At 75.1% G+C, this 14,223-nt stretch carries 15 protein-coding genes; 5 read left to right on the forward strand and 10 right to left on the reverse strand.

Annotated elements, in window-relative coordinates:
- Positions 1-35 precede the first annotated feature (35 nt).
- Complete coding sequence (locus KRAD_RS01755) at positions 36-1,091, forward strand: YihY/virulence factor BrkB family protein (protein WP_011981513.1); 1,056 nt, start codon at positions 36-38, stop codon at positions 1,089-1,091.
- Here the strand turns inward: KRAD_RS01755 and KRAD_RS01760 are convergent.
- Positions 990-1,988, reverse strand: a complete 999-nt coding sequence (locus KRAD_RS01760; protein WP_011981514.1) for a bile acid:sodium symporter family protein — start codon at positions 1,986-1,988, stop codon at positions 990-992. The two genes, KRAD_RS01755 and KRAD_RS01760, sit on opposite strands and share 102 nt — an antisense overlap.
- A 23-nt stretch (positions 1,989-2,011) precedes the next feature.
- On the opposite strand from KRAD_RS01760, the gene KRAD_RS01765 reads away from it, so the two are divergent.
- The 3 genes from KRAD_RS01765 (at position 2,012) to KRAD_RS01775 (ending at position 4,730) form a co-directional block, all read left to right on the forward strand.
- Complete coding sequence (locus KRAD_RS01765; RefSeq protein WP_011981515.1) at positions 2,012-2,860, forward strand: sulfurtransferase; 849 nt, start codon at positions 2,012-2,014, stop codon at positions 2,858-2,860.
- A 77-nt stretch (positions 2,861-2,937) separates the two neighbouring features.
- Positions 2,938-4,005, forward strand: coding sequence for a Gfo/Idh/MocA family protein (locus tag KRAD_RS01770; protein ID WP_011981516.1), 1,068 nt, complete (start codon positions 2,938-2,940; stop codon positions 4,003-4,005).
- Entirely contained in the window at positions 4,002-4,730 is a 729-nt protein-coding gene (locus KRAD_RS01775; RefSeq protein WP_011981517.1) for a ThuA domain-containing protein, read from the forward strand. Before KRAD_RS01770 ends, KRAD_RS01775 begins: the two co-directional genes overlap by 4 nt.
- Positions 4,731-4,796: 66 nt before the next feature.
- On the opposite strand, the gene KRAD_RS01780 is transcribed toward KRAD_RS01775, so the two are convergent.
- Complete coding sequence (locus tag KRAD_RS01780) at positions 4,797-5,888, reverse strand: tRNA (adenine-N1)-methyltransferase (RefSeq protein WP_011981518.1); 1,092 nt, start codon at positions 5,886-5,888, stop codon at positions 4,797-4,799.
- An 89-nt stretch (positions 5,889-5,977) separates the two neighbouring features.
- Positions 5,978-7,111 (reverse strand): site-2 protease family protein, encoded by a 1,134-nt coding sequence (locus tag KRAD_RS01785; protein ID WP_011981519.1) that lies wholly within the window; start codon positions 7,109-7,111, stop codon positions 5,978-5,980.
- A gap of 107 nt (positions 7,112-7,218) precedes the next feature.
- On the opposite strand from KRAD_RS01785, the gene KRAD_RS01790 reads away from it, so the two are divergent.
- Positions 7,219-8,103, forward strand: coding sequence for a RecB family exonuclease (locus KRAD_RS01790; protein ID WP_011981520.1), 885 nt, complete (start codon positions 7,219-7,221; stop codon positions 8,101-8,103).
- A 25-nt stretch (positions 8,104-8,128) separates the two neighbouring features.
- On the opposite strand, the gene KRAD_RS01795 is transcribed toward KRAD_RS01790, so the two are convergent.
- Genes KRAD_RS01795 through KRAD_RS01825 form a run of 7 tightly spaced genes read right to left on the reverse strand, consistent with a single transcriptional unit; the run spans position 8,129 to position 14,207 of the window.
- Positions 8,129-9,112: a methyl-accepting chemotaxis protein gene (locus tag KRAD_RS01795; protein ID WP_011981521.1), complete on the reverse strand. Its 984-nt coding sequence runs from the start codon at positions 9,110-9,112 to the stop codon at positions 8,129-8,131.
- A gap of 31 nt (positions 9,113-9,143) precedes the next feature.
- Complete coding sequence (locus tag KRAD_RS01800; RefSeq protein WP_011981522.1) at positions 9,144-9,512, reverse strand: response regulator; 369 nt, start codon at positions 9,510-9,512, stop codon at positions 9,144-9,146.
- Positions 9,509-9,841, reverse strand: a complete 333-nt coding sequence (locus KRAD_RS01805) for a hypothetical protein (RefSeq protein ID WP_011981523.1) — start codon at positions 9,839-9,841, stop codon at positions 9,509-9,511. The genes KRAD_RS01800 and KRAD_RS01805 overlap by 4 nt, the downstream gene beginning before the upstream one ends.
- A complete protein-coding gene (locus tag KRAD_RS01810; protein WP_011981524.1) occupies positions 9,822-12,266 on the reverse strand; it encodes a chemotaxis protein CheA in 2,445 nt (814 codons plus the stop codon). The genes KRAD_RS01805 and KRAD_RS01810 overlap by 20 nt, the downstream gene beginning before the upstream one ends.
- The gene (locus KRAD_RS01815) at positions 12,263-12,724 is read right to left on the reverse strand and encodes a response regulator (RefSeq protein WP_011981525.1); all 462 of its coding nucleotides are present in this window, start codon (positions 12,722-12,724) and stop codon (positions 12,263-12,265) included. The genes KRAD_RS01810 and KRAD_RS01815 overlap by 4 nt, the downstream gene beginning before the upstream one ends.
- A complete protein-coding gene (locus KRAD_RS01820) occupies positions 12,721-13,596 on the reverse strand; it encodes a CheR family methyltransferase (RefSeq protein WP_011981526.1) in 876 nt (291 codons plus the stop codon). The genes KRAD_RS01815 and KRAD_RS01820 overlap by 4 nt, the downstream gene beginning before the upstream one ends.
- The gene (locus KRAD_RS01825; RefSeq protein WP_011981527.1) at positions 13,593-14,207 is read right to left on the reverse strand and encodes a HEAT repeat domain-containing protein; all 615 of its coding nucleotides are present in this window, start codon (positions 14,205-14,207) and stop codon (positions 13,593-13,595) included. The genes KRAD_RS01820 and KRAD_RS01825 overlap by 4 nt, the downstream gene beginning before the upstream one ends.
- Positions 14,208-14,223: the final 16 nt, after the last annotated feature.

A 14,223-nucleotide genomic window follows, 5' to 3' on the forward strand; every position in this document is an offset into this window, starting at 1 on the left:
GCACATCCGGGCGGACAGCGGGGAGACAGCGGTCGATGTCGGTCGTCTCGCGGCTGGACGGGTTCCAGCGCCGGCACCCCGTCGTCAGCTACCCGCTGGCCGTGGTCTACAAGTTCTTCGAGGACCAGGGGCCCTACCTCGCCGCCCTCGTCGCCTACTACGGGCTGCTGAGCCTCGTCCCGCTGCTGCTGCTGCTCTCCACGATCCTCGGGTACGTCCTGGCCGGGAACCCCGGTGCGCAGCAGGCGGTCCTGGACTCGGCCGTCACCCAGATCCCCGTGCTCGGCCAGGAGGTCGGCGACCCCGGTTCCCTCGGCGGGGGCGGGGCGGGCCTGGCCATCGGCATCGCCGGTGCGCTCTACGGGTCGCTGGGGGTGGGGCTGGCCGTCCAGAACGCCACCAACATCGCCTGGGGCGTCCCCCGCAACGAGCGGCCGAACCCGTTCAAGGCGCGGCTGCGCAGCCTGCTGCTCATGGTGACGGCGGGGTTGTTCGTCGTCGGCACCACCGTGCTCAACGTCGTCCTGGCCGACGTCTTCGTCGACGACGGCGTCCTGCGCTGGGCGTCGAGGCTCGGCTACACCGTCCTGGCCGCCGTCGGGTTCACCATGGCGTTCTGGCTGGCCGTGGCGCACCGCCCCCCGATCACCACCGTCCTCCCCGGCGCCCTGACCATGGCCGTGCTGTGGCAGTTCCTGCAGCGGTTCGGGCAGGGCCTGGTCAACCTCGTCAGCGAGCGCGCCAGCGTCTCCAACCAGGTCTTCACCGCCGTCCTGGGCCTCATCGCCTTCCTGTTCATCACCTCCTGCGTCGTCGTGCTCTGCGTGGAGGCCGACGTGGTCCGGGTGCGGCGGCTGTACCCGCGGGCGCTGCTGACCCCCTTCACCGACGCCGTGGAACTCACCGAGGGTGACCAGCGCGCCTACACCCGCATCGCCCAGGCGCAGCGGCACAAGGGTTTCGAGCGGGTGCACGTCGAGTTCGGCGAATCACCGCTGGAGCGCCACCGCGGCCCCGCCGCCCCGTCCGAGCCGGGCGGCGAGGGCGGAGCAGACCGCGATCTGGAGCGGGTGGTAGAGGATGACCGGTAGCGCCACCAGCCCCACCACGTGCGGGGGGAACAGCACCGACGCCATCGGCAGCCCGGTGGCCAGCGACTTGGTGGACCCGCAGAACACCGTGGTCACCCGGTCGGCGCGGGTGGCCCCCCAGCGCACCGGCGCCCACCACGCCGCGGCCAGGACGGCGCTCAGCAGCAGCGCGGCGCAGCCGAGGACCACCGCCACCTCCCCCGCGCCCACCTCGCCCCACACCCCCTGCCGCACACCGCGGCTGAAGGCCGCGTAGACGACGGCGACGATGACGGCGCGGTCCAGCAGGGTCAGCGGCCGCCGGTGGGCGCGCACCCAGCCGCCGATCCACCGGCCGAGCCCCAGGCCCAGGAGGAACGGGACGAGCAGCTGCAGGACGATCCGCCCCACCGCGCCGGCGTCCGGGCCCGCCCCGGAGGACCCCAGCAGCGCGGCGACCAGGAGCGGGGTGAGCCCGATCCCGGCGAGGTTGGAGGCCGTCGCGGCGACGACCGCACCCGTGACGTTCCCGCGCGCCGTCGCGGTGAACGCCACGCAGGACTGCACGGTGGAGGGCAGGACGCTGAGGAACAGCAGCCCCGCGACCAGGCCCGCGTCCAGCAGCGGCCCCACCAGCAGGGTCAGACCCAGCCCCAGGAGCGGGAACAGCAGGTAGGTCGTGGCCGCCACGGCGCCCTGCAACCGCCAGTCCCGCAGCCCCGCCACCGCCTCGGCCGGCGCCGTGCGCGCGCCGTAGAGCAGGAACAGCACCCCCACCCCGACGGTGGTGCCCCCGGAGAACGCGGTGGCGAGCGCACCCCCGGCCGGCAGCAGCGCGGCGACCGCGACGGCGCCGAGGACGGCGAGGACGAAGGGTTCGACCCGACGCAGGAGAGGGACCTCGGACCAGCGCCGCACGCCGCGACTGTAGCGTCGCGGCCATGGCCCTGATCAGCGTCGAGGACCTGCGGGCCGAGCTCGCCGGTCCCCGCCCCCCGGTGGTGCTGGACGTGCGGTGGTCCCTCGGGGGGCCCGACAGCGCGCAGGAGTACGCCCGCGGGCACCTGCCCGGGGCGGTGCACCTGGACCTGGAGACGCAGCTGTCGCGCCCGCGCGCCGTCGGCGAGGGCCGCCACCCGCTGCCCGACCCGGCTGCGCTGCAGGAGGTCCTGCGCGCGGCGGGGGTGTCGGCGGACACGCCCGTCGTGGTCCACGACGCCGCGACCTCGACCAGCGCCGCGCGCGGGTGGTGGGTCCTGCGCTGGGCGGGGTTGCGCGGGGTCCGCGTCCTCGACGGCGGGCTCGCGGCCTGGACGGCGGCGGGTGGGCCCCTGAGCACCGAGGTCCCCCGGCCCGCGCCCGGCGACGTCGTCGTGCGGGCGGGGTCCCTGCCGGTGCTCGACGCCGCGGGGGCCGCCGCCCTGGCGCGGAGCGGGATCCTCCTCGACGCCCGCGCACCCGAGCGCTACCGCGGCGAGGTCGAGCCGGTGGACCCGGTGGCCGGGCACGTCCCCGGTGCGCTCAACGCCCCCACCGCGGACAACGTCGAGGCCGACGGGCGGTTCCGGGCCCCCGCGGTCCTGCGCGAGCGCTTCGCCGCGCTCGGGGCGGGTTCCCCGGCGGGGGACGCCGGCGCCGTCGGCGTCTACTGCGGCAGCGGGGTCACCGCGGCGCACACCCTCCTCGCCCTGGACCTGGCGGGGATCCCCGCGGTCCTCTACCCGGGGTCGTGGTCGGAGTGGGTGAGCGACCCCGAGCGCCCCGTCGCGCTCGGGGCGGACCCGGGCTGAGGACGCCCGCGCAGCCCGGGCGGGGCGCGGGGTGGACGGGGTGCACGTGATCGCGACAGAGGTGTAGTTTCGCCGTCGTGGTCGACGGTGACGAGAAGCAGCGGACCAGGCTCATCCACGTCGGTCTCGGCGGGTGGGGCTCGGACTGGGAGGCGAACGCGATCCCCCCGGTGGCGGAGGTGGAGCGCGTCGCCGTCGTCGACGCCCACGAACCGACGCTGCGCGCGGCGCAGGAGAAGTTCGACCTGCCCGACGAGATGTGCTTCACGTCGTTGACCGAGGCGGCTGAGAACGTTCCCGCGGACGCGGCGCTGGTGACCTCCCCCATGGACTTCCACGTCCCCGTGGCGCTGGAGGCCCTCGACGCCGGGCTGCACGTCCTGGTGGAGAAGCCCTTCGCCGGCACCGTGGCCGAGGCCCGCACCGCCGTGGAGCGCGCCGAGGAGCTCGGCCTGGTGCTGCAGGTCAGCCAGAACTACCGCTTCTACCCCGGCGCGCAGGCCGCGCGCGACCTCATCGCCGCCGGCGCCGTCGGCGACCTGTCGGTGGTGCACGTGGACTTCCGGCGCTGGGACCACGACGCCCCCGTGGAGACCTACCGGCACTACGCCTTCCCGCACCCGCTGATCTACGACATGGCGATCCACCACTTCGACCTGCTGCGGATGACGACGGGGCGCGAGGCCGTGAGCGTCTACGCCAAGGTCACCGACCCGCCGTGGAGCCGCTACACCGAGGAGGCCTCCGCCGTCCTCGTCATCGAGCTGACCGGCGGTCTCGTCGCCAGCTACCGCGGCAGCTGGGTCTCGCGGGCGCCGCAGACCCTGTGGGACGGGGAGTGGAGCTTCGAGGGCGCCGGCGGCCACCTCACCCTCACCGGCCGCGGCAACGACGGCCCCGCCGACGACGCGGTCACCCTCAGCGTCGGCGGGGGGCCCGCCCGGCCCGTGGCCCTGCCCCCGATGCCGCTGTGGGGCCGCTCGGCGGGGCTGCGCCAGTTCGCCCGCGCCGTGCGGGGCGGACCCGCCCCCGACGTCACCGGCCGCGCCAACCTCGGCAGCGTGGCCCTCATGGAAGCCGCGGCCCGCTCGGCGGGGTCGGGGAAGGTCGAGCAGGTCGAGCAGATCGGGGGGACCTCCGCGTGAAGGTGCTGGTCTGGAACGAGGGCGTCCACGAGCGCCACCAGGACCCGCCGAACATCGGCGAGTACTACCCCGAGGGCATCCACGGCGCGATCGCCGCCGCGCTGCGCCGGCTGCTGCCCGGGGCGGAGGTGAGCACCGCGACGCTCAGCGACCCCGAGCACGGGCTGGGCGAGGACGTCCTCGCCGCGACCGACGTCGTCCTGTGGTGGGGGCACGTCGCTCACGACGAGGTCGACGACGCGGTGGTGGCCCGGGTGAAGCGCCACGTCCTGGGCGGCATGGGCCTGCTCGTCCTGCACTCGGGGCACTTCTCGAAGATCTTCCGCGACCTGCTCGGGACGACGTGCTCGCTGGCCTGGCGCAACGAGGGCGAGCAGGAGCTGGTCTGGAACGTCAAACCCTCCCATCCCATCGCCCAGGGGATCCCCAGCCCGATCGTCATCCCCCGCCAGGAGATGTACGGGGAGCTGTTCGACATCCCCGACCCCGACGACCTGCTGTTCATCAGCTCCTTCGCCGGGGGCGAGGTGTTCCGCTCGGGGGTGACCTTCACCCGCGGGCGCGGGCGCATCTTCTACTTCAGCCCCGGCGACCAGGAGTACCCCGTCTACCTGCAGGCCGAGATCCAGCAGGTCCTGGCCAACGGGGTGCGGTGGGCGGCCCCCGCCCCCGGGGAGCGGCAGGCCCCCGACGTCACCAACCCGCCGCGGCAGTGGGTGCTCTGAACGCCTGAGCCACCCCCGCCGGTGGCCGCGCGGGCGTTCCCGCGCGGTCCCCGGGGGCCGGGTCGGTCAGTCCTGCTCGTCGGCGGGGGCCGCGGCGGCCGCCGAGGCCTCCGCGCCCCGGGCCGCCTCGCGGGCGGCCTTGCGCACCTTGCGGTCCGAGACGGGGCGGTCGCCGTACTCGGTGCCCGCTTCCGGCGCCTCCACGGCCGCGATCCCCTCGAGGACGGCCGCGGTGTCCCCCGCGTCACCGTCGGCGCCGGCGGTCTCCCCCGCGACGTCCACCGGGTAGGCCCCGGGCGCGGGACGGCGCTTGCGCAGCGGCGGGCGCACCCCGTCCGCCAGCCGGCGGGAGGTGATGAGGAACCCGGTGTGGCCGATCATCCGGTGCTGCGGGCGCACCGCGAGACCCTCCAGGTGCCAGCCGCGGACCATCGACTCCCACGCCTCGGGCTCGGTCCAGCGCCCGGACTCGCGCATCGCCTCCGCCACCCGCGACAGCTGCGTCGCCGTGGCCACGTAGCAGATGAGGACCCCACCCGGGGCGAGCGCGTCGGCCACCGCGTCCAGGCACTCCCACGGGGCGAGCATGTCCAGCACGGCCCGGTCGGCCTGCACGCCGGTCCCGGGCAGCGTCTCCACCAGGTCCCCCACGCGCAGCGTCCACGCCGGGTGCGGGCCGCCGAAGAAGGTCTCGACGTTGCCGGTGGCGACGTCGGCGAAGTCCTGGCGGCGCTCGAAGGAGTGCACGTGCCCGCTGTCGCCGACCGCCCGCAGCAGCGACATCGTCAGCGCCCCGGAGCCGACCCCGGCCTCGATGACGGTGGCGCCGGGGAAGACGTCGGCCATCTGCACGATCTGCCCCGCGTCCTTGGGGTAGACCACCGCCGCCCCGCGCGGCATCGACAGCACGAAGTCGGCCAGCAGCGGGCGCATCACGAGGTACTGCACCCCGGCCGTGTTCGAGATCGTCGTCGCGTCGGGGCGCCCGATGAGCTCGTCGTGCAGGAACTTCCCCCGGTGGGTGTGGAACTCCTTGCCCGCGGTGAGGGTGATGGTGTGCATCCGGCCGCGGGGGTCGGTCAACTGCACCCGCTCACCCTCGCGCAGGGGTCCACGACGCGTGTGCGCGCCCGTCGGCGGGGGGGCAGGGGTGTTCACGGGAGTTCCTTCCGGCGGTTCGTGCGGTGGGGTGGAGCGGTGGGCGGGACGGCGCGGGCGGCCGGGACGTCGATCAGCGGACGGGTCGGTCAGCGGGTCACGGCGGCGACGACGTCACCGGTGTGCAGCAGACCCCGCACCCGCCCGGTCCCGTCGAGGACGACGTGCTCGCCGGGACGGGCCTGCACGGCCTCGAGGAGGTCCTCCCCGGCCAGGTCCTCCGGCAGCCACGAGCGCGGCGGCAGGGCCCGGGCGGTGGCCCCGGCGCCTAGCGAGGTGCGCCGCTCGGCCGGCACCCGGCGCAGCGCCGCGGTGTCGACCACGGCCACGGGCACCCCGTCGTCGGTGACCAGGACGACCTCCAGGTCGCGGGTGGAGCCCGCCGCGGCCCCCGCGTCGATCGCGGCGCGCGCGGAGCGCACGACCTCCTCGACGGTGGCGCGGGCGTTGACCGCGATGGCCGGGCGCTGCAGGACCCGCGCGCTCAGCGCCGGCACCCGCCGCTGCTGCCCGGCGTACGTCAGCGCGGTGGAGGCGCCCTGCCACAGCAGGGCCCCGACCAGGCCGGCCCACACGACGTCGGTCAGCGAGGTCTCCCAGCCCAGCAGCCGGGGGCCGAACAGGGCCGCCACGAACACCACCACGGCCAGGACCCGCCCCACCCAGGCGGCCACGACGGTCCCGGTCAGCCGGTCCCCGCGCAGCTTCCAGACGATCGCCTCCAGGGCGTGACCGCCGTCCAGCGGCAGGCCCGGCAGCAGGTTGAACACCGCGAGCAGCGCGTTGGAGAGGGTCAGCGCCCCCAGCAGCAGGGCCAGCACCCCGCCCCCGTCGGGCTGCTCGCGCACCACGGCGCCGACCCGCCACGCCACCAGGGCGATGACCGCGTTGACGACCGGCCCCACGACGGCGATGACGAGGCTGCGCCCGGGCCCGGTGCGCCCCTCGTGGGAGGTGAACCCGCCCCAGACGTTGAGGACGATGCCGGTGACCCGCATCCCCGACCACTTCGCGGCCAGGGCGTGGGCGACCTCGTGCAGCAGCACCGACACCAGCAGCAGCACCGCGTAGCCGAAGGCGACGAGGTAGGAGGCGGGGCCGGGGACCTGGCGCTGCACCACCGGCGCGAAGATCCAGACGATGAGGGCCGCGAAGAGGAACCACGAGGGCGCCAGCAGCAGCGGTACGCCGAAGGGACGGCCCAGGGCGATGCCGCCCCTCACGGTGCCGATCTCAGGGCGCGGCGTTCGGGGAGCATCTCCCGATCCTAGGTGCCCCCGCGCCGCGCTCGACCCCGGGGACCACCCGTCCGCGGCCTAGGGTGGAGTCCGTGACCACCGGCGCGCACCCGGGCGACGCGCCCCGACGGGCCCTGTCGCCCTCCCGCGCCGCGGACTTCATGCAGTGCCCGCTGCTCTACCGCTTCCGCACGATCGACCGCCTGCCGGAGACCCCCAGCGCGGCCGCCGCCCGCGGGACCCTCGTGCACGCCGTCCTCGAGCGCCTCTACGACCTGCCCGCCGCCGAGCGCACCGCCGCCCGGGCCGGCGCGATGGTCGAACCGCAGTGGCGGGAGCTGCTGGAGCGCGAACCCCGCCTCCAGGCCCTCTTCGGGGCGCAGCCGAAGCCGGGGACCCCCACCGGGGACGCCCTCGCCCGCTGGCTGGCCGGCGCCCGCGCGCTGCTGCAGAAGTACTTCGCCCTCGAGGACCCCACCCGGCTGGAACCGGAGGCCCGCGAGATGCACGTCGAGGTCGACCTCGAGGACGGGCCCGTGCTGCGCGGGATCGTCGACCGCCTCGACGTCACCCCCGCCGGCCGGATGCGGGTGGTGGACTACAAGACCGGCCGCGCCCCCTCGGAGACCGCCGAGGCCAGGGCGCTGTTCCAGATGCGCTTCTACGCGCTCGTCCTGTGGCGCCTGCGCGGGGAGGTCCCGCTGTCCCTGCAGCTGGTGTACCTGGGCTCGGGGGACGTCCTGCGCCACACCCCCGACGAGGGGGACCTGCTCGCCACCGAGCGCAAGGTCCGGGCCCTGTGGGACGCCATCGAGCGCAACCGCGCCACCGGCGACTGGCGGCCGCGGCCGGGGCGGGCCTGCACCTGGTGCGACCACAAGGTCCGCTGCCCCAGCTTCGGGGGCACCCCGCCCCCGCTGCCGGTGGACCTCCCCCTCGCCCCCGGGCCCCCGGCGCCGGCCGGCGCGGACGGGTAGCGCCCGGGCACCACCCGTCCGCGGCTCAGAAGAGCTCGACGAGCGCGGTGGCGGCCACCGGGGCGCCCCCGTCCTGGCGCGCGTGCACCGAGCGCTGGCGCTGGGACACGTAGGAGGAGCGCAGGAGGGCGACGGCGTCGTCCAGCGCGCGCAGCGCCTCGGCGCCGGCCTCGCCGCGCAGGTGCCCGGCCACCGTCCCCAGCTGGTGCCCGAGCTGCTCGAGCCCCCCCACCACCGACTGGACCGACTGGCGGGTCACGTCCTGGAACTGCGTCTGGGCCAGCGCCGCGGTGCTGCGCTCCCCCAGGGCGTCGACCGACCCGGCGATCCGCTCGGCGACCTCGCGGGTCGCCTCGACGCTCGCGCTCAGCTGCGCGGACGTCTCGTGCTGGGCGGCGGCGATCCCCTCCAGGCGGGCGTTGATCTGCTCGGAGCTGCCCGCCCCGCCGCTGTCGCTGCCCAGGCGCTCCTCCATGAGGGTCGTCACCCGGGTGATGCCGGCGCGGACGCTGGCCGCGGCCTGCGCCGACTGCCGCGACAGCTCGCGGACCTCGTCGGCGACCACGGAGAAGCCCTCCCCCGCGTCCCCGGCGCGCACGGCCTCGATCTTGGCGTTGAGGGCCAGGATCGTCGTGGCGTGCGCGACGGCGGCGATGGCGTCGACCTCGCGGTCCAGCGCCCGCACCTCACCGACCAGGTCGAGCACGGAGCGGTCGCGGTCGGTGACCAGCTGCACGAGCTCCTGCACGTCCTCGGCGCTGGCGCGGGTGCGGCGGGCGACCTCGTCGGACCCCAGTTCGCACCGGCGCACCAGCTCGCCGGCGAGGCCGGACATCTCCTCGACCCGGGTGTCGATCTGCTGGACCTCGCTCATCAGGCCGAAGGCGGCCTCCTCGGTGCCGTCGACGACGTCACCGAGCTGCGCGCTGAGGACCTCGATGAGGTGCCCGGAACGGTCCAGCACCTCCGTGGAGGCCTCGACGTCGATCGGCGTCCGCTCCTGCGCCACCGCCTGCTCCTCCCTGCGCCGGCCCCACACCTCAGGCGCCCGGCACGACTTGGCGGATCACGGTCATGAGCGCGTCGGCCTGGACGGGCTTGACGAGCCAGCCGGTCGCGCCGGCGGCCTTCGCCTCGTCCCGCTTGGTCTGCTCGGACTCCGTGGTCAGCATGAGGATCGGGGTGAAGCGCAGGCCCGCGCGGCGGGCCTGGCGCACGAAGCCGATGCCGTCCAGGCGGGGCATGTTCACGTCGCTGATGACGAGGTCGGGCTTGAAGCCGGACTGCACCCGCTCCAGCGCCTCCTGGCCGTCGGCCGCGGTCTCCACGGCGAGGCCCTGCTTGGTGAGGATCGACTTGATGCTCATGAGCATGGTGGGCGAGTCGTCGACGAGCATCACGGTGGTCATGGCGTGGCCTCTTCCAGGGCAGGGTGGTGGTCAGCGGGGTGGTGGTCAGCGGAATGGTGGTCAGCGGGGATCTGGGCGGGTTCTCCAGCGGGGGCGGTCTCCAGCGACGGCAGGATCCAGGCCCTGAGGAAGTCGTCGGCAGGTGCGGCGACCACCTTGACCCGGGCGGCGAGCAGCGCCTGCAGCGCGGCGGTGTGCAGGTGCGCGCAGCGGGACAGGTCGACCCGGGGGTCCTGCGCGGTGCGCAGCCACCCCGCGAGGGGTTCGGCCTCGTCGACGACGACCGTGCCCTCCAGCACGGCGGTGTTCTCAGCGAAGTGCAGCGGCACGGGAGTTCAGCTCCTTGACGTCGAGGACCAGCAGGACGAGGCCGTCGCCCAGGAGGGCGGTGCCGCAGTAGCCGGGGGTGCCGGCGAGGAAGCCCTCGAGGGGCTTGAGGATGACGTCGGTGTTCTGGTGGAAGCGGTCGACCACCAGACCGAGGGGGCCGGTCGCGGTGCGCACCACGAGGACGTTGAGCCCCTCCGCGCTCAGGTCGCCGTCGGTGCCGAGCAGACCGCCCAGCGACACCAGGGGGACCACGTCGTCGCGCAGGGCGAGGACGGGGTGCCCGGCGACGCGGGTCACCTCGTCCCGGTCCACGCGCACGGTCTCGACGACGTCGTCCAGCGGGACGCCGAAGCGCTGCCCGCCGGCGGTCACCAGCAGCACCTGCGAGACGGCCATGGTCAGCGGCAGGCGCAGGCGCACCGTCAGGCCCCGGCCGCGGCGGTTCTCGGTGGTCACCGAACCGCCGAGGCGCTCGATGGAGCTGCGCACCGCGTCCATGCCCACCCCGCGCCCGGAGACGTCGGAGATGACCTCGGCGGTGGAGAAGCCGGGGGCGAAGATGAGCTGGGCGGCCTCCTCGTCGGGCAGGGTCTCCAGCGCCTCCTCGCTGATCAGGCCGCGCTCGTAGGCCTTGCGCCGCACCGCGTCCGTGTCGATGCCCCGGCCGTCGTCGACGATCTCGACGAGGACGGCGTCGCCGTCGGGCGCGGCGCGCAGCAGCAGCGTCGCCTCCTCGGGCTTGCCGGCGGCCACCCGCTGCTCGGGGGTCTCGATGCCGTGGTCGAGGCTGTTGCGGACCAGGTGCACGAGGGGCTCGGCGAGCATCTCGATGACGTCCTTGTCCGCGGCGGTGTCCTCGCCCTCCTGCACCAGGTGCACCTTCTTGCCCAGCTTGCGCGAGAGGTCGCGCACCAGGCGCGGGGCGCGGGCGAAGGCGGTGGACACCGGCAGCATGCGCACGTCCATGACGGCCTGCTGCAGCTCCTCGCTGACGCGGCTCACGACCGCGTACTCGTCGAGGACGCGGCGGGCCAGAGCGCGCGAACCCGCGTCCTCGGCCTCCTGGGCCACGAAGGGCAGCGCGTTCTTGGCCACGACGAGCTCACCGACGAGGTCGAGCAGCTTGTCGACCTTGGCCTGCTCGACCTTCAGCACCCGCGAGGCGCGCGAGGCGTCCTCGGCCGGGGCCGTGGCGGAGGCCGGGGGCGGGGCGGCGTCGGAGCCCTCCGGGGAGGTCCGCGGAGCGGGCACCGCGGCCGCCGCCGCCTCACCCTGCTGGGGGACGGTGGGGGCGGGCGTGCCCGCTCCCGCGGCGGTCTCCCCGATCCAGCGCACCAGCGGGCCGGGGGACCCGGTGGCCAGGAACTCCGCCAGCGCAGCCACGCCGGGGGCGGTGTCGACCCCGGCGGCGGTGGCGACGCGCAGCGCCACCCCGGCGGCCGAGCGCACCCGGGCGGCGCCGATCGGCGGACCGTCGGCCACGTCGTCGTCACCGGCCCCGACGCGGGCCAGCAGCCGGCACTGCGCCTGCAGCAGCAGCGCGTGCAACGGATCGGCGGTGGAGGTCGTCACGACCGGGGCCGGCTCCGGCTCGGCCGGGGTGCCGTCGAGGAGACGGGCGAGGTTGTCCGCGGAAACCTCCACGACCTCGACCTGCTCGGGCACGTAGCGGAAGACGTGGGCGAGCTCACCCACCGCGGCGCGGGTCAGCGCGGTGAAGCGCAGCACGCACTCGTACTCGTCGACCTCGTCGATGCCGGCGAACGGTTCGGCCGGGGCGGTGTGCAGCAGTTCCAGCGCCGGCACCTGCCGGAACAGGTTCAGCGGGTCCTCGCCGCGGAAGAAGCACGCGGCGTCCGGCTCGTAGCGCACCGCGCGCACGGTGGCGGCGGTGGTCGCCAGCCACGCCCGCAACTGCTCCAGGCGCTCCGCGGGCAGGTCCAGCACCCACGACGGCAGGTCGGCGGGAGCCGTCGGCCCCGCGGTGCCCCCCGAGGTGCCCTGCGGGACCGGCGCACCCTCGGCGGGCGCGTCGCCCCCGCCGAGCCAGGAGCGCAGCACCGCCGACTGGGTGTCGGCCTCGCGGCCGGCGTCCTCCGGGGTGCGGCCGGTCGCCTCGATGGTCGGCATCCAGCGCCGGACGGTGTCGAAGGCGCAGAGCAGCGCGTCGACCATCTCCGGGGTGAGCGACAACCGGCCGGCGCGCACGGCGTCCAGCAGGTCCTCCGCGGCGTGGGTGAGGCGGGTCAGTTCCGGCAGGTCGAACAGCCCGGAGGAACCCTTGAAGGTGTGCGCGGCGCGGAACACCGCGTTGACGAGGTCACCGTCGCCGGGTTCGGCCTCCAGGCGCAGCAGGCCCTCGTCGACGTCGGCGAGCAGGTCGGCGGACTCCGCGACGAACTGCACGAGCAGGGGGTTGGTCACGACCGGCTCCCGGTGGACGAGGACTGCGAGGACGGCAGGGGGGCGGTGAACAGGTCCGCGACGCGGGTGAGCAGGTCGGGCGCGACGGGCTTGACCAGGTACAGGTTCGCCCCCGCGGCGTACCCGGCGTCGGCGTCGGACTCCTGCGACTCGGTGCTGATGGTGATGACCGGCACCGAGCGCCCCAGGGCCTCCGCGCGCAGCCGGCGCACGAGGGTGAACCCGTCCATCAGCGGCATGTTCACGTCGGTGACGACGAGGTCGTAGCGCTGCACCAGCAGCATCTCCAGCGCCTCCAGGCCGTTGGCGGCCTCCTCGACGGTGAAACCCGCCGCGCGCAGGACCCCGCCGTGGTACATCCGCACCGTCGGGGCGTCGTCCACGACGAGGGCCAGCCCGCGCGAGGGTTCCGCGCCGTCGCCGGGGGTCTGCCCGGGGGTTTCGGTGAGGGGGTTCATGCCGGGGCTCCGATCGCGGGACGCTGGTAGGCGATCCCCTCCGGCAACCGGACGGGGTCGAAGATGGGTGAGATGCGGCTCATGGACTCCGAGTGCCCCAGGAAGAGGAAACCCCCCGGGCGCAGGGCGCCGAAGAGGTTCTCCGCGGCGCGGCGGGAGGACAGTTCGTCGAAGTAGATGAGGACGTTGCGGCAGAACACGACGTCGAAGGCCCGGAAGGTCCGCATCTGGGCCGTGTCGGTGAGGTTGGCGAGGGTGAAGTCGATGGCCCCGCGCACGTCCTCGCGGACGCGGTAGCGGTCGCCGTCGGCGCGCTCGAAGAACTCCGCGCGCACCGCCGGCGGGACGCGGTGCATCGACCGCGAGCCGTACTCCCCGCGCTGGGCGAGGTCCAGGACGCGGGTGTCAATGTCGGCGGCGACGATCTCGACGTCGAACTCCTCGATGCCCGGCCAGTCCGAGAGCAGCCGGATCGCGATGGAGTACGGCTCCTCCCCCGTGGAGCAGGGGACGGACAGGATGCGGATCGGGCTGCGGTCGCGGGCGGCGCGGCGCGCCGCGGCGATGCCCGGCAGGACCGAGCGCACCAGGGAGTCGAACTGGTGGTCCTCGCGCAGGAAGTACGTCTCGTTGACGGTGAGCTCGTTGACCAACTGCTGGGCGACCTGCTCGTTCGCCCCCGCGCGCAGCGAGGCGAACCAGAGGTTGAAGTCCCCGCCGTGCTCGCGCACGCAGGTGGCGACGCGCTTGTCGACGAAGTAGCGCTTGTTGTCGCCGAACTGGATGCCGGTGCGGCGGTAGATCCACTCCCGCACCCGGCCGAACTGGGCGTCGGTGAGCTGACCGGCCGCGGCCGTGGTGGGCAGGCTCACCGGGCACCCGCCGCCAGGGTGCTGAGGAACTGCAGGTAGGGGTTGTCGGGGAAGCGCGCCGCCGCCGCACCGGACAGCTGCCGGGCCAGGGCGTCGTCGATCTGCTGGGCGGCGTCGACGGCCGCGGCCACGACGTTCTCGTCGGGGTCGGCGTCGACGACGGCCTCCAGCCAGTCCGGCACCCCCGGGTGGGCCAGGGTGCTGAGCACCATGACCGCCAGGGTCCGCACCCGCACGTCCCCGGTGACCAGCAGCCCGTCGAGGACCGACGCCGCGCCGGCCGGCATCGCCTGCAGCGCCACGACCGCGGCGTTGCGCCGGACCGCGTCGTCGTCGCCGAGCCAGTCGGCCAGCTCGGCCGCCACCTCGGGCAGGTCGTGCGCGACGAGGGTGGTGAGGACCGCGTCGCGCACGGTGCGCTGGCGCTCGGTCCGGACGGCGGCCAGCAGCGCGGGCACCGCCTCGGCGACACCGGCCAGGTCCAGCGCGGCCCGGCGGCGCTCCTCGGGGTCGGCGTGGCGCAGCTGCGCCAGCAGACCCTCCGGGTCGCGCTCGGCGTCGCGCGGGTCGGCGGCCGGCGCCGGCGCGACGGCCTTCTTGACCAGGCCCATGACTTCTCCTCGGGGT

Origin of the sequence: Kineococcus radiotolerans SRS30216 = ATCC BAA-149 (assembly GCF_000017305.1) — a bacterium.
Lineage (GTDB): Bacteria > Actinomycetota > Actinomycetes > Actinomycetales > Kineococcaceae > Kineococcus > Kineococcus radiotolerans.

Excerpts from the sequence above, each read along its gene's own strand:
- KRAD_RS01755 (WP_011981513.1), top strand. The coding sequence starts at position 36 with ATGTCGGTCGTCTCGCGGCTGGACGGGTTCCAGCGCCGGCACCCCGTC.
- KRAD_RS01765 (WP_011981515.1), top strand. The coding sequence starts at position 2,012 with ATGGCCCTGATCAGCGTCGAGGACCTGCGGGCCGAGCTCGCCGGTCCC.
- KRAD_RS01800 (WP_011981522.1), bottom strand. The coding sequence starts at position 9,512 with ATGACCACCGTGATGCTCGTCGACGACTCGCCCACCATGCTCATGAGC.
- KRAD_RS01815 (WP_011981525.1), bottom strand. The coding sequence starts at position 12,724 with ATGAACCCCCTCACCGAAACCCCCGGGCAGACCCCCGGCGACGGCGCG.
- KRAD_RS01825 (WP_011981527.1), bottom strand. The coding sequence starts at position 14,207 with ATGGGCCTGGTCAAGAAGGCCGTCGCGCCGGCGCCGGCCGCCGACCCG.